This window comes from Chryseobacterium kimseyorum (genome assembly GCF_025971945.1).
In the GTDB taxonomy this organism is placed as follows: Bacteria; Bacteroidota; Bacteroidia; order Flavobacteriales; family Weeksellaceae; genus Chryseobacterium; species Chryseobacterium kimseyorum.
This window is the reverse complement of record NZ_JAPDHW010000005.1, coordinates 119,964-139,985: the sequence shown is the minus strand read 5'-3', so window position 1 is coordinate 139,985 and position 20,022 is coordinate 119,964. Positions and strand designations below refer to the sequence as shown.

Below are 20,022 nucleotides of genomic sequence, written 5' to 3'. Positions count from 1 at the left end.
ACTAAAAGACTGTTCCACTATCGGTGTAACAGTCTTTTTAGTTCTAATCAAATATTTTGGTGTTTTACAAACTCTTAAGTAAATGAAAAATTAAAAATTTAACAAAATTTCTCCTATTTGTATTGAATATAAATTAGCATTAGTATTAAGAGTTATTCATCAATTGCTAAATTATTGATTTAATCATACTTAAGTCTGAAAGATTGTCTGTGATATTTAGTTGGTCCATGTTTGATGAGTGCTTCACGATGGAATTTTGTAGCATAGCCAAAATTACTGTTCCAGCCATATTGTGGAAATTCTTTATGGAAATCTATCATCAGCTGATCTCTGTAGTTCTTTGCTAATATTGAAGCAGCAGCAATTGATAAAACTTTAGAATCTCCTTTGATGATGCATTCATGTGGTATATAATTGTAAGGATGAAAGCGATTACCATCAACTAAGATAAATTCAGGTCGAATTTTTAATTGATCTAAAGCTAAGTGCATGGCATGAATACTTGCATTAAGAATGTTATGCTTATCAATAAATGATGGGGGTAATTCTGCTATGGCAAAATCTACCGCATTATCCTTTATATAACTATCTAAAGCTAATCGTGTATTAAAATTTAACTTTTTAGAATCATTTATTAAATTTTGGTTAAAATTATCATCAATTATAACTGCCGCTGCCACCACAGGCCCACTTAAACAGCCCCTACCTACCTCATCACACCCTGCTTCAGTGTAAAATAAAGACCATTTTTTTACTAAATCCATAAAATTGCGTACTTTCAATATTAAAAACGTTACAATATTAAATATTTTTAACAAAACATTTGGTTATTTTAAGAAAGTTGTACATATTTGCAATAATAAAAAAATAATCAATTTAAATATGAAGAAATTAACAGCGAGTGTTCTACTGATAGTTTTATCATCATCTGTAGCAGTTGTAAATGCTCAACAGGTGCCAAATGATACAATTAGAGAAGGAAACATAGGCGAGGTGGTAATTACTGGTGCCTTAGGTATCACCAAAAAGGCAGATGCCCAGACTGCTGCTGTACAAGTGATAAGTAGTGATCAGATTACTGCAGCATCCAATCCAAGTGCAATATTTTCATTACAGGGTAAAGTGTCAGGTGTTAGTATTACCAATACTAATAGTAGTGTAACCGGTACTCCAAAGATCCAGATTAGAGGTATGAGATCTCTAACTGGTAATAACAATGCTTTGGTTGTTATTGACAATGTAATTTCATCAGCGGCAGCTCTTCAGCAGTTGTCTCCTGAATTGATTGAATCAATGAACATTCTAAAAGGATCTCAGGCAGCAGCTCTTTACGGTTCTGACGGGGTGAATGGTGTTGTTTTGGTTAATACAAAAAAAGGTTCAAAGGGAAGAATGAGAGTGACCTATAATGGGTCTATGGATTTTGAATCTGTTTTAAATACACCAGATAGACAAAGAAATTATGGACAAGGTTGGTATGGTGGAAAAATCAATGTTGAAAATGGTTCTTGGGGAGCAGCCTTCAATGGTCCTCTTGGGGGGCAAACGGTTGGTTATGGTATTCCACTTTATGATTTCAATGGTGATGGACATATTGATGTAAATGCAAATGATGATGCTGCAACACCAGATGATCCTGCAATGATTCAGTCTACTTATGCTCCTTTTGGTAAAAATAACGTTAAGGATTTCTTTAAGATTGGAACTGTTATGCAAAATGGTGTAACGGCTAATGTTGGAGATGAAAATAGTTATTTGTTAATGTCATTGGATCATTTGCAAAGAGAATTTGTTGTACCAGATGATAAAGTGAAAAGATTGTCAGCTTTTCTAAAGGCAGGTACGAAATTTGGTAAGTGGAATTTTGATGCAATTGTAAACTATACACGTCAAACTACAAATACAACTGATAGTAACTTGTATGAAGACTTATTACAATCTTCAGTTGATATTCCAATTACTAAGTACAAAGACTATACCGATAATGCTTATGCATGGAATATTTTCTACCAAAATCCTTACTGGGCTATAAAGCATCAAAGATATAACACAACTACTGATAGATTAAATTTAATTGGTACAGTTGGTTATAAAATTAATAAAAATATTGATGTATTATATAGATCAAATCTTCAATATGTTGGAAGTTTTAGTAATCAGTGGAATGATGGATGGACAAGTACTTTAGTTACTGATGCTGCCGCTATCAATTCATCATATTCTCAGTCTAGTGCCAGTCAATCTAAATATTATGGGGATTTATTAGTTAATTTCAACTATGATCTTACAGACGATTTAAATATGAAATTAAATTTGGGGCATAACTTCCAAAATTTCAGTTACAACACAACTTCAGCTGGAGGAACTGGTCTAATTATTCCTAATTTGTATCAAATCTGGAATTTATCAAACCCTACTAATCCTTATAATTTGGATAATACAAGAGGATCTTATAATTCTCAAGCTGTTTTCGCTAATTTAGATTTAGGATTTAAAGACTATCTTTTCTTGACTGCTACTGCTAGAAATGAATGGAATTCTGTTTTGCCAGAAGGTGAGAGAAGTTATTTCTTCCCGTCAGTTGGTGTAAGTTTTATTCCTACAAAAGCATTTGATTTCGGTGGAGAGACTTTGAGTTATTTAAAACTATATGGAAATATCAGTGGTACAGCAAATGCTTCTTCTGTTGGTAATTACAGTATTAGAAATTATTTTGGGTTAGGTGCAGGGTTTCCTTTCACTCCATCAGGAGGGTTAAGCTTCTTAGTTCCTACATCACAGACAGATCAGAATATCAGACCTGAGAAAGTATCTAAAAAAGAAGTAGGATTGTCATTTGGACTATTTAATAATAGAATTTTATTAAATGGTGCTGTTTACCAAGATGATACTACAGATATGATTACCAACAGAACAACTTCAGCAGCGTCAGGTATCGGTAGTTTGTTAACAAATGTAGGTAAATTAAGAAATAGAGGTATAGATGCGGATATTACAGTAACTCCTTTGAAATCACAGGATTTCAGATGGGATATTGGAGCCAACTTTACAACTTATGAAATGGAGGTACTTGACGTAGCGCCAGATACTGATAGAGTTGCTATTGGAGGTACGACTTTAGTTGGGATCTATGCAATTAAAGGTATGAAAGGTCTTCAATTGATGGGAACAGATTTCGTTCGTGACGATCAAGGAAGAGTTATTGTTGACGCTACTACTGGTAGACCATCAGTTACTTCTACATTACAAAATTTAGGTACAGTAAATTCTAAATATCAGTGGGGTTTCAATACAAGTATTAATTATAAAGGATTTAAACTGACAGCAACGGCAGATTGGAGAATCGGTGGAAAGATTACAACAGAGATTCTTCAGAATATGGCTTTCAACGGAACTTTACCTGACAGTGGTAATTTTGATAGAGAGGCTGGATTTATTATGCCGAACTCTTCATACCTTTCTGGAGGACAATATGTTAATAATACAAATGTGTTCTATCAGATTGCGGGAGGTACAGGAAATTCTTTATATGATGGTGTAGAGTATTACTATCAACAACAATTCGGAACTGTAGGTGCTAATCAAGTTGTTTCAGCATCATATTTCAAATTAAGAGAAGTAGCTCTTTCATATACGTTCTCTTCTGATGTTTTGGGTAACTCAGGAATTAATAGTTTAACTTTAGGTGTACATGCAAGAAATCCTTTTGTTAAGTACTCTGATTCAAACAAAAATTATGTTGATCCGGAATCAGCATATACTACAGGAAATGCACAAGGTTATGCAACAGTAGGGCAATATCCGTCAATAAAATCTTATGGTTTTAGTGTAAATGTTAATTTTTAATAAGAAAAAAATGAAAAAAATATTTTTATATTCATCGATTGCGCTTACAGCATTCGTGTCGTCATGTCGAGAGATGGATGATAATATATCTCCGAATAACGTAGATCCTGCTCTTATTTCACCTAGACAGACTTTAACAGCTGCAGAAAATTTAGTTTTTTCTGCCCAAGCAGGTCAAATAAATTCCTTATCTAATATTTGGACTAATACGTGGGCAGGTAATAATTTTTATTTTGGTAATCCTCTAACAAGAGAGTACTCACTGGATATTTCAAATACATTTAACACAGGTATTTGGACAAATAGTTATTATGCTGCGAATAATCTTCAGGTAATAATTGATAATGGAACATCTCTTCCATTGCATTCATCGATAGCAAGAATCTTGAAATCTTATACAATGCAGTATGTTGTAGATTTTTATGGTGATGTACCATATTCTGAAGCATTCAAAGGTCAGGAGAATTTGTCTCCAAAATACGATGATGATGCAAGTATTTATAGAGACCTAGTATTACAAATTAATAAAGCAATCGCAGATATTACTGCTGTACAGGCTGCTGGTATTACCGGTGATAATATTGTTACTCCTGCTGAAGATGCAATTTTCCAAGGAGATATGAATAAGTGGAAGCTATTCGCAAAGAACATTAAGCTTAAAATCCTGTTGAGACAATCTAAGGTTACGGATCCATCTGTAAAAAGTTTTGTCGATGCTCAGCTTCAGACACTTGCTACTGCGAATTCTGCAGACTTCTTTACGGGAGATGTTATTATTAATCCTGGATATAGTAATCAGAATTCATCTACACCAAATCCTTTGTTTAGTAACTATGGAGCAGTTAATTTCCAGGGAAGTGCAGTTAATATCAATGGATGGAGACTTTACAAAACGGCTCAATATTATGCAAATTCAGTAAATGGAACAACGTATGGTTCAGCTGCAGCTGATGCAAGAGGAGCAGTGATGTTTAGACGTATGTCTTCAAGTAATGCTGTTCAGCCAGCTAGTAGTGTTTTAGGTCTTAAACAAGGAGCACCTAAGTTGTCAGGTAATGAGTGGAATCTTGCATCTTTCATTGGATGGAAGTTTATTGGAAGCAATGCGACATCTCCAACTGCATACAATACCAATAATATTTATCGTATGACGCAGCTTGGTGATACTAGTTCTGGAGCTGCTATAGCTGATGCTGCTGCAGGAATGGATGGTTATTTAGCTTTAGGTTCTGAAAATAAACTTTTATTGGCAGAAGCAGCTACTTTATATCCTTCAATCTTTACTTTTAATAACCAAACACTTTATTTAGCTGCAGTAAATGACTCATTTTTATTCTATGGGTTAACAACAAATCAGGCTACCAATTATCTTAACGGATTAAATGCAACAACAGCTGGGTGGGCAGGTGCACCAAATAAAATTGCAGCGATTCAGTACCAAAGATTTGCATCTCTTCCAAATTTGAGACAAGTTGAAACGTATATTAATTTCTTAAAAACTGGTTATCCTGCAATTCCTGTAGCAGATAATGCAATCTATCCAAATAAACCGTATAGATTAATTTATCCGTCTTCTGAATACACTGGTAATGCTAATAATGTTCCGAATGTAACACAAGCTCAATCTTTTGTTAAAAACCAATACACTCCATTCTGGAACCAAAACTAATCTAAAAACTTAGATTAATTATATCTAAAACCGCCTTCGGGCGGTTTTTTTATTTCCGTATATTTGTACTTCAAACGATAAATAATGAATATTAAAAATATCATAGAACAAAAGCTGGCAGAGGTAATTCTTAATGTCTATCAGTTAAAAGATATAAAACTTGAAATTCAGGAGAATAAAACTGAGTTTGAAGGTGATTTTACCATCGTTACATTTCCTTTAGTGAAGCAACTGAAGAAAAGTCCGGAAGGTATTGGCGTTGAGTTGGGTCAGGCATTAACGGAGCAGACTGAATTGCTGGAAAGCTTCAATGTGGTGAAAGGATTTTTAAATGTAAAAGTTAAAAATCAGTTTTTTGTTGAACAGTTTAAAACAGTTTCAGAACAGTTTTCAAAGATTGAAAAGAAAAATGAAACTGTAATGGTTGAATATTCTTCACCGAATACCAACAAGCCGCTTCACTTAGGGCATATCAGAAATAATTTATTAGGATTTTCTGTAGCTCAGATTCTAGAGGAAGCAGGTTATGATGTGATCAAAAGTCAGATTATAAATGACAGAGGTATTCATATCTGTAAATCGATGTTGGCTTGGGAGAAATTTGGTAAAGGCGAAACTCCGGAAACTGATCATGTGAAAGGAGATAAGTTCGTAGGAAATTATTATGTGAAATTTGATCAGGAATATAAAAAAGAGATTGTAGCTTTAGTTGAGCAGGGAGTTTCCGAAGAACAGGCTAAAAAAGATGCTCCTTTGATGAAAGAAGCTCAGCAAATGCTTCTCGACTGGGAAAATGGTGATGAAAAAGTAAGAAATCTGTGGAACGAAATGAACTCGTGGGTTTATAAAGGTTTCGGTGAAACCTATAAAAGACTGGGGGTAGATTTCGATCAGGTTCAGTACGAAAGCAATACTTATATTTTAGGAAAAGATCTTATTCAGGAAGGTTTGGATAGAGGTGTTCTGTATCAGAAAGAAGATGGTTCAGTTTGGTGTGATCTGACGGATGAAGGTTTAGATCAGAAATTGTTGCTTCGTTCAGACGGAACTTCTGTGTACATGACTCAGGATTTGGGTACGGCGGTTGAGCGTTTTAAAGAAAATAATCTTCAGAAATTAATTTATACGGTAGGAAACGAGCAGGATTATCATTTCCAGGTTTTGTTTAAAGTTTTAAAGAAACTCGGTTACGAATGGGCAGATCAGTTATTCCATTTATCGTACGGAATGGTAGAACTTCCAAACGGTAAAATGAAATCGCGTGAAGGAACTGTAGTTGATGCGGATGAACTGATGCAGGACATGTTTGATATTGCCAAATTGAAATCTGAAGAGCTCGGAAAACTTGAGAATTTTACAGAGGAAGAAAAGAGCAGCAATTACGAAAATATCGGGATGGGAGCGCTGAAGTATTTCATGCTGAAAGTTGACCCTAAAAAGAAAATGCTTTTCAATCCTGAAGAAAGTATAGATTTTAACGGAAATACAGGACCGTTTATTCTTTACACTTATGCACGTATTCATTCTTTATTGATGAAAGCAAATTATCTGAACAAAGCGGTTACTGAGGTAGATTTAAATCAGTATGAGAAAGAATTAATTATGCAATTGGCAAATTATAAATCTGTTGTTGAAAAGGCAGCTGAATTATTGAGTCCGGCGTTGGTTGCAAATTATCTTTACGACTTGGTGAAAATGTATAATTCATTTTATCAGAGCAATATTATTGTGAAGCTTGAGGATGAAAATTTAAAACAGTTCCGTTTGAATTTATCCAATCTCACAGCATTGACCATAAAAAAATCTCTGTCACTTCTTGGCATAGAAACCGTTAACAGAATGTAAAATAAAAGCCTCTCAGAATTTCTGAGAGGCTTTTTTATGATTATACAGCTGGAGTTTCATTTTTGACTTGGCTGTCTTTATATAATTTTGCACTGCTCCATTTGGCGTGTTTTGATGGAGCTATTCTGTAACCTTTTTTGTAGGTATACACTTTTGTAAATTCAGCTCCGAAGAAAATCATAAGACAGGAATAATTGATCCAAAGCATTACCAAAATAACGGTTCCAGCGGTACCAAATGCTGAAGTTGGTTTAAATTCGCTGAAATATAGACTCAGTAAGAATTTCCCTAAAGTAAACAAAACAGAAGTCAACATAGCTCCTTTCCAAACTGATTTCCAGCTGATTTCTACGTCAGGTAGAACTTTATACATCAGTGCAAACAACAATGTCGTAACTCCAAAGCCTACTGTGAAGTTGATAATTTCAATAATATAATACGTTTCCAAACCAATTGTTCTGGCAATAAAGTCATTTAAGATACTGATTACTAAAGTAAGAACCATAGTTATCACAAGCAAAAAACCTAAAATAAGAATCATTCCTAAGGAGTTGGCTCTGTCCAATAAAAATTTTACCAAGGCCTTCTTGGGCGCAGCTTCCACATCCCAAAGGTTATTTAATGATTTCTGTAACTGAAAAAATAATGTTGTTGCACCAAAAACCAACGATCCGATACCGACAATTTTCATGAAGATATTTTCTTTATCAATGAGCGCTCCGGCAATCATTTCTTCCACGCTTTTTGCTGCGTCTGCACCCATCATTCCACTGATTTGAGTACTTATCTGCCCACGAATTGCATCTTCACCAAAGAAATAACCTGCAAGCCAAATGATTATAATCAATAAGCCGGGAATTGAAAAAATAGCATAGTATGCTAAACTTGCAGAGTCGTTAGAGGCAGAAGAATTATTCCATTCTGTAAATGTTTCTTTGACGGTTTCCCAGAAAAATTTTAGTTCTTTTAGCATGGTAAGAATATTAATTTGAGTGATTTGATTGAATGATTAAGCAATATCATCTTCAATATGAAAGGAATATTGCTGTTGCAGGATTTAACACAAAGATTATTCCTTAAAGTAATTTTCAGGATATAAAGTCATATAATTTACCTGATTTTTTAATTAAAATATTATCATATATAAGTTTTGGCTAAAGCCATGCTTAGTATAAAACTAAAACGGGCTAAAGCCCGTTCCTATTGAGAAAAAAAATTATTGATTGAAATATGTGTAATTGATAGCTAAAAGCCAAAAGCCAATTGCCATCAGCCAAATGCATCTTAGAATGGATATCCAATTGCAATATTTAAAATTAAATTGTCTCTTCTCCAGCTTCCATCGCCAAATTTCACTCTGTCCAAAACCCATCGGTCATCTTTTTCATAATACGGAACTCTCAATGGCATTGCCAAGTCAAGTCTTAAAATTAAAATTGAAAAGTCTAATCTTAAACCAACTCCTGCTCCAACTGCAACTTCGCTGAGAAAATCCTTTGAGAATTTCCCACCTGGTCTTGTGTTCTCTCCCGCATCATTAAATTCATCATTGATTAACCAGATATTTCCGGCGTCCACGAATGCCGCAACATTTAAAAATTTATATAAATTAGCTCTGTATTCTGCATTAAGTTCTAATTTCACGTCACCTGCCTGATCAAAGTTGGCTCTGGTAGATTCTCCGATCCTTGGATCATAACTTCCGGGCCCTAATGTTCTCGCTCTGAAAGCCCTTATACTGTTACTTCCTCCCACAAAGAATTGTCTTGAAAAAGGAATATGTTCTGAATTTCCATACGGAAGAGCGACTCCCGCAATGAATCGTGTAGCTAATGAGGTCTTTTCCGTAAACTTATGATAGAAACGAACATCGTTTTCTATCTTAGCATACTGACTGAAAGGAACTCCAAAAATATTTTTTTCTTTTCCTTCTTTCACGTTGGCACCCGTTACGAGACCTGTAATATTTCCGGCCAAATCAAGCATTCCTTTGTAGTAGAATGTGTTTTTCTGAGGAAGCATCGTGGTAGAATAGGTATAAGAATAAGTAGGGCCAAAAATTAACTGCTGTTCTGTAATTCTCCTTAAATACGGATTATCTGCAGACTGTAGTAGGAATTTTGGAGTAACATCAGCTGGCCGAATCAGTGAAACATCAATCACATTAAGTTCATGCTCCTTTCTCACATTTTCTTTCCACTGATAACCGAAAGTTGCATTAAATGTATTTAAAGAATACAAAGTCGTTCGGTTTTGAAACTCATATCCCAGTTTAATATTGGTTCTCGGAACAAAGGCACTCGAAGAATTAAATCTAAATGGCGCCACAATTCTCGGAATAGAAAGCTGTGCGTTGGCTCCGGCTCTGAAAATGTTTTCAGCTTCTGCAGGTCCACCAATCTGTACATCAAAAGCACCGTAAACGGAAGCCTTAAACTGTTCTGCTCCACGGAAGAAATTTCTCTGAGTCCAGTTTAAATTCAGTTCGCTACCTGCGTAATTGGCAGAATTGGTTCTTCCCAAAGCTTCAAGACGTAATGACTGAAGTTCTCTCGGTGTTAAAACATAATATGCATCAAACTTATGATTTAAAGAATCTGAAACCACAAATTCATTTTTCACAAATTTAAAAACACCCAAACTGATCAGTCGGTTAAGCGATAAATTGTGATCTTTTCGGTTGTAAATATCTCCCTTGTCAAAATAAAGTGCACGGTCAAACATTCTCGGTTTGAATTTCTTTTTAGGATCTACGACATAAATATCATTGTATTCGTATCCTTTTAAAGAATCTTCGCTCATCGGAATATTGTACAATCCTCTTTTCGCGTCACGGAGATTATAATTCGGGAAAACCACCACTTTGTCAATAGTAAACTGCTCGGTCGCGAGTTTTGGCGTGTTGTCTTTTAACTTGACAATCATCTCTACCTTATGATTTTTGCTGACGGTACTGTCGGCCTGAACGATAATGTTGTCAGGATTAAAGTAATAGAAACCTTTGTCCTTCAAACCATCATCAATTCTCTGTCTTTCCGCTTTTATAACATCAAGGTCAAAAGGATTTCCGGCTTTCAGTAATGTTTTCTCCTTTAAAATCTGAATTTCGCTATTGATCAGACTTGAATCGGCCGGGAATTTTACATTGCTGATTAAATATCTTCCGCCGGGATTCAACGTATAAATAACCTGCGCTTTCTTATTTTTTGAAACAGTATCGTACTTCGCTTTAGCATTAAAATAGCCCTTGTTCTCGGAATAATTAACGATAATGTCTTTATTAAATTCACGGTCAACATCACCCAATAACACCGGTTCCTCTCCGAATTTATACTTCAGCCAATATCTTAAACCTTTTTCCTTTTTGGGTTCTTTTGTAGCATTGTAAGCGTAAAGTTTTGGCCTTAAACCTAAAAAAGAGGAGTTCGGTTTTGGAGTAAGATTCTCTTCTAAAGCAGATTCTAGCGAAGATTTTTCTTTTTTGGTCAGCGAATCACTTTCTATCTTTACTTCTGCTCCTGTGTATAAAAGCTGGCCGTCTTTTAGAAATTTGGTGTTACTGCAGGAAACTATTGTCGCAGTCATTCCTGAAACCAAAAAATATTTACAGTATATATTGAGTTTGTTTTTCATGTTTTAATACTTGTCTTTTCAAAGGTCAATTTTTAAAAAATTCTGTTTTGGATAAAATGTTTTTTAAACGTTTTTCCAAGTTTAACAGTGAAAAATTATTTGAATTCTACGACCTCCTTGTCTTTATTTCTTTTATTCTGCACGCCTTCCCGGTTACGGTTATTTCTCGATTTTCTGAAAATGTCTCTGAATTTATCATAGTCTAATGTAATCACAAACCCAAGTCCGGTTTCCACAATCTGTCCTTGAAGCGCAACCTGATATTCGTTTTTACGGTAAGCTCGCAGAGTATATCTTCCGTCTCTTGAAAGGGCGTAATCTATCTGTACATCTCCGGCGATATTCGTTGTGTTTTCATCCGGTCTTGCTTCACCTTCCACACCAAAATTACTTCCCACAGAAACTTTCAGTCGGTCGTTCAATAATCTTTTGCTTAAACCAACATTCAGATCGGTTCTGGTATTCTGTGTTCCGGTGGAGTAGTCTTCGGTAGATTCCAGATCAAAATTCAGGTCAACTCCTTTGATTAGATCTCCGGCTAAATTATTCAGCTGTTGAGAAAGAATTTTACTCACACTCTGTCTCGCCATCGTCTCTGCAGAAACACCTGAGTTGCTCTCGAAAGGATTTTCGCCGATAAATCTGTTCAGTAGAAGCAAGGCAAAAACCTGCTTGTTCATCTCATTCGGATCCTGTCTTAATTGCGCCAGTTTTCCATCGATGGTTTGGGTTACTTCAGAAGAAACAGCATTATTTTTCTCGTCTGTCGTAATATCGAATGAAATTTCAGGCTTCAACAATTCACCTTTCAAAATCAGCAAGGTATTGAATGGAATTCTCTGTTTATACTGGTTCAGATTAGCCTGATCGACCTGTTGTTCCACCAAATCAATCGGTGCGGTCTGCGTTTTATAAATTGCCGTAATATCAAGATCGGCTGTGGTCGGTTCGCCGGTCCAGGTAATAGTGCTTCCTTTTTGGATATCAAATTTTCTCTTTAGAACGCTTACAGACATTTCATAACTTCCCTGCTCAACCTGATAAACGCCGACCAAAGTAACCTTTCCTGATGGATCAATACCACCCGTCAGATCAGCTTCACCTTGAAGTTTCACAAAATCTCCTGCTGCTTTGTCAATTACGATCGACATTTTTGCTTCTTTGCTCAGCTCAATATTAACGTTAACATCCAAACCTTTGATCGGACTTTCAGCTTTTACAGAATCTGCAGTAATGGTTTTGTTTAAAGCGATCTGATCCTGATCTATAAACTCTACAATTCCGTCTCTTTCCTGTAAAGATGGGCTTGATTGAGGGAGTACAAATGTAAAATCTGTTGTTTCTGAAACCGCCAGTCTTCCGTCTACTTTTGGTAAGTCTAAATTTCCTCTCACTTTCAGAGCCGCATCAATCGCTAAAATTCCGTACATCATCGCATCATTGGATTTCTCTGAATTTACCACTTTGAAATCTTTCGCATCCAAATCAAGATTGAAAGCAAAATCTCTGTAGGTCTGTGTAAGAACCTGTCCATCGATATTTAATGAATTTCCGTCTTTGTCTTTGATCTTAAAGTCGTCAAACTCAATGCCTCGGTTGGTAAATCCAATTTTATCGTTGATTCCTCTGAAATCACTTCCTGTCTGGGCAATCATCAATCCAACATTATTCATTTTTACATCGCCCAAAATCTTCGGTGCAGTGGTCGTTCCGGTAATTTTCAGATCTCCCGAAAGATAACCTTCAGTATTTGTAATAGCGTTTGCCGTGAAGCCCTGCAGTGTTTTCATCTGAAGCTGATTCATATTTAAATTCAAATCAAAACTGCTGGAAGAAGTGTTGTAATTTCCTAAGATTTTCACATCATTATTGTTCCCGGACAGCGCAATATCAGCATTCAAAAGGTTTGCAGACTGGTTATTGACTTTAATATCTAAATTTCCAACCGGACTTCCGAAGACGAACAGATCTGTCACATCAATATCAGAAGTGAAGGTCATATTTTTCGTTAAATCTCTCAGCTGAGCGGTTCCGTTAATGGTTCCTTTGGCTAAAAGTGAATCTTTTTTAATGATTTCCGTGATGGTTTCGATCTTAAAATCTTTTAATGAAACATTCAGCGGACTGCTTGGAGAACTGCTTTCAGACTGTAAAGAAATTTCTGCTCCCGAATTGGATAGGGTAAAATTATCCGCCACAATTCCCTGACTGAAAATAGAAATTTTATTGTTTTCAGCAACCGTCCAATCCATATAATTCAGTTTTAAACCGTTTGGATTTAGGGAAATTTCAGTGATGTCATTCATCGATTTCGCATTTCCGGCAATCAGGAACTGCGTTTCATCTTTATCATCTTTCGTTGTAATGTTATAATTGATCACATTTTCAGCAACATCACCGTTGATATTGATTTTTTTCAGAGCAAAACTTTCGCTGGCCAATGATGCCACACTCAAATCATATTGTAATGCCTGATTTTCGTTGGTGATTTTTAAGCTTGTATTTTCTAAAGTATTGGTTCCATATAAAACCTGCGGAATCTGCGCATCCAAAAGGATTTGCTGAGAATCGGCATTGTAGTTACCGTTGATGTTGATGGTTTCAAAACTTTTCAATTCAGGAACGAACTTTCTGATCAGATCATCATTTTTAATTTTAGCATTAAAAGTGAAAAACTGTCCGGCATCGACTTTCTGTGCAGCCGACGGTTTTTGAAACTGATAATACTGATTAATGGTCTGCGTTAATGCTCCAAAAATCTGCGTCAGTTTGTATTTTCCGTTCAGTTCAACATCAGCAATCTGAGAACTAAATTTAATTTGCGTAGAATCTGCGGTAGAAACAGCCAGTAAATTCACTTCCTGGATTGGATAAACTTCCTTCGTATCTGAAATCGCAAAATCTTTTAAATTTAAATATCCATTCAGATTATCAGGATCTAAAGTTTTAAAATCACCGTCAATCGCTCCTGCAATAATCATCGGTGAGCTATAGAATCCGAGTTTGTTTAAATCTAATTTGTTGATATTTCCATTTACTTTCACCGACGGATTGTCATTGAAAACTCCTGAAGCCGCAAGATGTAAATTGGCATTAGGATCTTTTGAGTTTAGATCAATATCATAAACGCCACGGTTGATTTTTCCTTTCAGATTCATATTCTGATAGGTGTAGCCGTTGTAGGTCGCCAATCTCACATCGCCTGACAGAACCGCAGACATCGTTTTAGGATCAAAACCTTGTCCTTTGGCATTAATTTGCGCAGTGATGCTTCCCAAATCTTTATTCTGAATCAGCTTCCCAATCTGCAAACTTTGTAGATTGGCCTTTACATCAAAAGTTTCTCGGTTTTTTCTGCGTAAATCTGCTTTCGCGATAATTGCTGCATTTCCTAAAGTGGAAGTCAGGCGTAAATTAGTATCCACCAATTGAGTCGTTCCTTTCGCCGTCCCACGAACCGTGAAGAAAGATGGCAAAGTGATATTATTTGGAATCGTATTCTTTGGAACTAAATTATAGATTGTTTTTGATGAAGAAGACAGTTCTGCAACATTCAGATCATAATACAGCTGATCCGGATTCATCGCATTTTTGATTTTCCCGGAAGCCAAAACTTTCAGCTGATCCAAACCTGAAACTTTCAGATTCTGAATCGCAAGATCGTTCACTGTCCCTCTGATAAATGCGTTGACATTTAAAGTTGCATTCGGATATTTATTGAATGGCGCTGTATTTCTCAACGTCGGAACCAAATTTAAGATATCAGAAAAACCAATTTTAGAATCACGGATATCTGCTGAAATCTGTACTGCTCCCAAATTGGAAGATAACTGCTCAATTGAATTATAATTTAAAACAACTTCATCCCTTAAAATCGTTTTCGGAGTCTGTAAATAAAGGTTTTTCAGGTAAGCCTGTTTTTCATCATAGACAAAATCGGTATTGAATTTCTGAATATTTAGGCCTCGCGCTTCCTGAATTTCCGCTGATTTCACAGAGCCTGCAAAACCGTTGTTTTCCATTTTGAAATTGCGGACGTCAAGATTTAATTTAGCAAAATTTAAGTGGTTGAAGTCCATTCCTGATCGGGTAGGAGCGACTGCGGTGTTGTTGTATGCCACTTTCACATCATCCAAAAGCAATTTTCCTAAAATTACTTTCATCGCTTTTTCCTTCGCGGAAACTTTAGAAGTTTCAGGTTGAGTATCCTGCTTTGAATTGGCATTTTCTGTTGGCAGGAATAAATTAGCGTTGATGTTTGCCTGTCTCAGATAGACATTTCCAACATTGTAATCATTATTCTCAAGGTCGATGCTGTTTACTTTTGTGCTTAATTCTTTAAACAAAACTTTAGCAAAAGTCTTTGAATTATCATCGCCGTAATCGATATCGAAATTGGTCAGTTTGATTCCGTTCAAGCCCAGTTTCATCGGTTTTTTCTGGTTCAGAGAATCTACTTTTTCTTCAACATTTTTGGCTACTTCTTCTACCAGATCCTGTTTCAGTTTTAATTTTAAACCATCAAGATTGATGTAGTTAACGGCATAATTGTTATTCTGAAGATCAAATGTTTTTACTCTTGTGTCGAATGAATTAAAATAAACCTTGATATCATTTCGGGACTGCTGATCATTAAACGTGATCCCAATATCTTTTAATTTAATTTTATCTAATGAGATAATGAATGGTTTCGAGGGCTTCTGTTCCTGTTCTTTATCAGAAGTTGCAAACGCATCAATAATATAATCAAAATTGAATTTTCCTTTGGGATCTCTCACAACATTCGCGCGGACACCCTCGAGATCAACCGATGTGATATCTGCTTTAGATTTGATCAGTTGCCACATATCTAGGCCTACATCGAATTTTCTAACAGCTAAAAGGGTGTCGATGTTCTGCCCTTTCAGGTAGAGATTTTCCATGACCAAACTGTTTGGGAAGCCGATATAAACTTTGTCCAGGCTTACTTTGGTTTTGATTTTTTTCTCTAAATAAACAATCAGTTTATCTTTGACGTAATTCTGTACTGCAGGAAGCCGTAAGCTTAGGATTAGAAGGATAAGCAATACGATTATAGACATAATTGTAATAACAATACCTCTTAAGATTTTTCTTTTGTTGAATTTCAGTTTCAAAATTTTCTGATTTAGACCAATATACAATATTTAAGGTTGGCAAAATTGTGCTTTTACCGCTGTTTAATTTTTCTGTATAACGTCTTATATCTTGAAAACCTGAAGCTTAATAAGTGTTACCATGGTAAATTCGTTTGTTATGGCTTATTAACAATAGCTTTGTTTGATTTTTATGAGCAATATGTTTGCCAACCAGGGTGAATTATGTTAAATAATTATCAATGTGGTATCTGAGATTTGCTTTGGGCAGAGATATTTAGTGTGATATCTGCCACAAGCTCCTGTGAAAATGTAAAAAATTTAGCAGAGATAAAATTTAAGGAGTAATAAATTGAAAATTAGAAATAAAAAAACCATCCTTAGAAAAGGATGGTTTGTAGACCCACAGGGATTCGAACCCCAACTGATGGTACCAAAAACCAGAGTGCTACCGTTACACCATGGGTCTGTTTGTTTTAGTGATGCAAATTTAAGGCTTTTTTCTTTATTCGCAAATCATTTTTTAATTTTTCTTTAAATTTACACAACATTTTATAAGCCGGAAATATGTTGCTCAACTTCAATAATCTCGAAATTAATAATTTACATCCCCAAACTGATTTTGAAAAAAAAGTGATTTTTTTTCTGAAAGAATGGCTTTCCTCTTCTGAAATGGTGGAAGTACAGACCTCAGGCTCGACCGGAATTCCAAAAGTATTTGAAATCGCGAAAGAGAAGATGCGTAATTCTGCAAAAATGACGTGTGATTTTTTACAGTTAAAAGAAAATGATACCGCTTTAGTTTGTCTTCCCATAGAATACATATCCGGAAAAATGATGGTAGTCCGGGCTTTCGAAAGAAAATTAAACCTTATTATTTCTGAACCGTCATTACAACCTTTAAAAAATTTAGATACCGAAATCGACTTTTGTGCGATGACACCTTTGCAGGTTGAAAATTCTCTGGATAAACTTCAATTCATCAGAAATTTAATTATTGGTGGCGCAGCTGTCTCGGAATCTTTAAAGGACAAAATATATCAAACGCTTCAAGACAAAAATGCTTCTACGAAAATTTACGAGACCTATGGGATGTCGGAAACCCTTTCTCATATTGCATTGAAAGAAATTTATCCTCATCAGGCTAATTATTTTACTGTTTTTGAAAATGTTTCCATTTCTACAGATGAAAGAGGCTGCATGAAAATTTCTGCACCAAAATTAAATAGTGAAATACTGCAAACTAATGATTTAGTTGAGATTAAAAATAATCATCAGTTTAGATTTCTTGGAAGAATAGATAACGTGATCAATTCAGGAGGCGTAAAAATCTTCCCTGAAGAACTGGAAGCTTTGGTAAAGAAAGAAATTCCAAACGAAGTTGTTTTTTTAGGACTAAAAGATGAAAGTTTGGGACAGAAATTGATAGTCGTGATTGAAGGAATCGAATCTGAATCTGTCAACCAGAAACTTTCGGCCATCAACTATCAACTAAAATTCCATAAACCGAAAGAGATTATTTTTGTTGAGGAAATCCCAAGGACGCCGAATGGGAAGGTAAATAGAATAGAGTTGCAGAGAATGATTGAGATAAATCGGTTAAAGGATTGATTGGTGAAAATTATTTAGCAACCCGTCTCAATTTTCTGACGAAAATTGATCCAGCCCTCCAGAGGAGAGGAATTAAATACACATTATGAAAGATTTTAGCAAAGAACTGAATTTTAAAACTTCCCGAAGCAGCGGAGCAGGCGGACAGAACGTAAACAAAGTGGAAACTGCTGTCACTGTGACCTGGAAAGTTTCAGATTCTGAATTTTTCAATGACAGACAGAAAGATTTGATCTCAGAAAAGCTGAAAAACAGAATTAATCTGGAAGGTTTTTTATTTCTGACAGTTTCCGAAAGCAGAACGCAGCTTCAAAACAAGAAAATTGCGATTGATAAAATACTGGAGTTGGTAGATAAGGCTTTAATTATACCAAAATTCAGGGCAAAAACAAAACCAACGAGATCTTCCGTAGAGAAGAGAATTGAGCAGAAAAAACAACATTCAAATAAGAAGGAAAACAGACGTTTTAAATTTTAATTCTCTACATTTAGAAAAACAGTATTTTTGCGAAAAATTAGTTATCATGTTTAAGAAACTTATATTCGCGGGAGTATTTGTAATCCCTTTTTTATTCAATGCGCAGGAAACTATTCCAGCATCACAGTCCAGAGTTGCAATCATTCCTTCATTAGGTTACGCGTGGCGTTTAGCAAAAATCCCCTCAGGAATCAATAACGATACAAAAAATTATATCAAAGGTCTGAAAAATGGCATGGATGTAAGCATAGGGACTTACTATCTTTTAAAAGGCAACGGTGCAATTGGTTTGAAATACTCAGGCTATTTTGCGTCAAGCGACGGAAGAATTGCTGTGCAGAATCAGAATGGTCAGATCGTTTCAGGCTTAGTAACTACGAAAGATAATATCAGCTTCCTGGGAGCGTCTTATATGTTTTCTAACTTTAAGGTAGATACATTACACAAATTCTACTATGATATTTCTTTAGGTGTTATTACTTATACGACTAAAACAGGAAATGTAACAGGGAAAGGATCTAATCTTGGAGCAGATATTAATTTTGCTTATCAGTATGCATTTTCAAACAATATCTTCATCGGACCAAAGATTGGATTGACTGGCGGAACTTTAAGTGAAATGAAATATAATGGGACAACGGTGAACTTCGGTGAAGAAGAAAGAGAGGGATTAACCAGACTTTCTTTGAGTGCATCTGCAACTTTCCAGTTTTAAATTTTATCTTTGTAAAAAAATTAAATAATGAGCAAACCAATTACTGAGTTCATAGAAAAATATTACCTGCACTTCAATGCAGCAGCTTTGGTAGACGCATCGAAAGGATATGTTGCCCACCTAAAAGAAGGCGGAAAAATGATGATCACTTTGGCTGGAGCAATGTCTACGGCTGAATTGGGAAAGATTTTAGCTGAAATGATCCGTCAGGATAAAGTAGATTTTATCTCTTGTACAGGAGCAAACCTTGAAGAAGATTTGATGAATTTGGTGGCGCATTCTCACTACGAAAGAGTTCCTCATTACAGAGATTTGACGGCTCAGGATGAGTGGGATCTTTTGGAAAGAGGCTTAAACAGAGTGACAGACACCTGTATTCCTGAAGAAGAAGCTTTCAGAAGATTGCAGAAGCACATCGTAGAAATCTGGAAAGACGCTGAAGCAAAAGGGGAGAGATATTTTCCGCATGAATTTATGTATAAGATGATTCTGTCAGGAGTTTTGGAGCAGTATTACGAAATTCCTAGAGAAAATTCATGGATGATCGCTGCGGCTGAGAAAAACCTGCCGATTGTTGTACCGGGATGGGAAGATTCTACCATGGGTAATATTTTCGCATCTTACTGTATCAAAGGTGAACTGACGGCTACGACGATGAAATCCGGTATCGAATACATGACGTATTTGGCAGATTGGTACACGAAAAACTCAGCAGGAAAGGGTGTTGGTTTCTTCCAGATTGGTGGAGGTATCGCAGGAGATTTCCCGATTTGTGTGGTTCCGATGTTGTATCAGGATATGGAAATGCATGATATTCCGTTCTGGTCTTATTTCTGTCAGATTTCAGATTCAACTACTTCTTACGGTTCTTATTCCGGAGCAGTTCCGAACGAGAAAATTACATGGGGAAAACTGGATATTACGACACCGAAATTTATCGTTGAAAGTGATGCAACCATCTGTGCACCATTGATGTTCTCTTATATTTTAGAAAACTAATAAAGCGGGAAGACCTAAGTCTGAAGCTTGAAATTATAGAAAACGTTCCAACTCTTTGGGACGTTTTTTTGTGTTGCAAATGCAAGAAAAGTGTTCTCTGTCAGTTAAAAAA

At 35.7% G+C, this 20,022-nt stretch carries 11 protein-coding genes and 1 tRNA gene; 7 read left to right on the top strand and 5 right to left on the bottom strand.

Annotation, left to right across the window (positions count from 1 at the left end; translation table 11 throughout):
* Positions 1 to 179: 179 nt before the first annotated feature.
* Positions 180 to 764, bottom strand: coding sequence for a ribonuclease HII (locus OMO38_RS08720; protein ID WP_264749811.1), 585 nt, complete (start codon positions 762 to 764; stop codon positions 180 to 182).
* Positions 765 to 768: 4 nt separating this feature from the next.
* Between OMO38_RS08720 and OMO38_RS08715 the strand changes: the two genes are divergently transcribed.
* From OMO38_RS08715 to argS, 3 genes are all read left to right on the top strand, one after another.
* A complete protein-coding gene (locus OMO38_RS08715; RefSeq protein WP_264749810.1) occupies positions 769 to 3,846 on the top strand; it encodes a SusC/RagA family TonB-linked outer membrane protein in 3,078 nt (1,025 codons plus the stop codon).
* A gap of 10 nt (positions 3,847 to 3,856) precedes the next feature.
* Positions 3,857 to 5,515 carry a SusD/RagB family nutrient-binding outer membrane lipoprotein gene (locus tag OMO38_RS08710; protein ID WP_264749809.1) on the top strand — a complete coding sequence of 553 codons (1,659 nt, stop codon included), beginning with the start codon at positions 3,857 to 3,859 and terminating at the stop codon, positions 5,513 to 5,515.
* 84 nt (positions 5,516 to 5,599) lie between these two features.
* Positions 5,600 to 7,360, top strand: coding sequence for an arginine--tRNA ligase (gene argS, locus OMO38_RS08705; RefSeq protein WP_264749808.1), 1,761 nt, complete (start codon positions 5,600 to 5,602; stop codon positions 7,358 to 7,360).
* 40 nt (positions 7,361 to 7,400) lie between these two features.
* Here the strand turns inward: argS and OMO38_RS08700 are convergent, their stop codons facing one another.
* The 4 genes from OMO38_RS08700 to OMO38_RS08685 all read right to left on the bottom strand — a co-directional run bounded on the left by OMO38_RS08700 (position 7,401) and on the right by OMO38_RS08685 (position 16,576).
* Positions 7,401 to 8,333 (bottom strand): YihY/virulence factor BrkB family protein, encoded by a 933-nt coding sequence (locus tag OMO38_RS08700; RefSeq protein WP_264749807.1) that lies wholly within the window; start codon positions 8,331 to 8,333, stop codon positions 7,401 to 7,403.
* A 311-nt stretch (positions 8,334 to 8,644) separates the two neighbouring features.
* Positions 8,645 to 10,993 carry a translocation and assembly module lipoprotein TamL gene (gene tamL, locus OMO38_RS08695; RefSeq protein WP_264749806.1) on the bottom strand — a complete coding sequence of 783 codons (2,349 nt, stop codon included), beginning with the start codon at positions 10,991 to 10,993 and terminating at the stop codon, positions 8,645 to 8,647.
* A 95-nt stretch (positions 10,994 to 11,088) separates the two neighbouring features.
* Positions 11,089 to 16,128: a translocation/assembly module TamB domain-containing protein gene (locus OMO38_RS08690; protein ID WP_454706812.1), complete on the bottom strand. Its 5,040-nt coding sequence runs from the start codon at positions 16,126 to 16,128 to the stop codon at positions 11,089 to 11,091.
* A gap of 377 nt (positions 16,129 to 16,505) precedes the next feature.
* Positions 16,506 to 16,576: transfer RNA gene (locus OMO38_RS08685), tRNA-Gln, on the bottom strand.
* 98 nt (positions 16,577 to 16,674) lie between these two features.
* On the opposite strand from OMO38_RS08685, the gene OMO38_RS08680 reads away from it, so the two are divergent.
* The 4 genes from OMO38_RS08680 to OMO38_RS08665 all read left to right on the top strand — a co-directional run bounded on the left by OMO38_RS08680 (position 16,675) and on the right by OMO38_RS08665 (position 19,910).
* Positions 16,675 to 17,718 carry an AMP-binding protein gene (locus tag OMO38_RS08680; protein WP_264749804.1) on the top strand — a complete coding sequence of 348 codons (1,044 nt, stop codon included), beginning with the start codon at positions 16,675 to 16,677 and terminating at the stop codon, positions 17,716 to 17,718.
* Positions 17,719 to 17,803: 85 nt separating this feature from the next.
* Positions 17,804 to 18,196, top strand: a complete 393-nt coding sequence (arfB, locus tag OMO38_RS08675) for an alternative ribosome rescue aminoacyl-tRNA hydrolase ArfB (protein WP_264749803.1) — start codon at positions 17,804 to 17,806, stop codon at positions 18,194 to 18,196.
* A gap of 46 nt (positions 18,197 to 18,242) precedes the next feature.
* A complete protein-coding gene (locus tag OMO38_RS08670) occupies positions 18,243 to 18,911 on the top strand; it encodes a hypothetical protein (RefSeq protein ID WP_264749802.1) in 669 nt (222 codons plus the stop codon).
* 27 nt (positions 18,912 to 18,938) lie between these two features.
* Entirely contained in the window at positions 18,939 to 19,910 is a 972-nt protein-coding gene (locus OMO38_RS08665; RefSeq protein ID WP_047444737.1) for a deoxyhypusine synthase family protein, read from the top strand.
* Positions 19,911 to 20,022 lie beyond the last annotated feature (112 nt).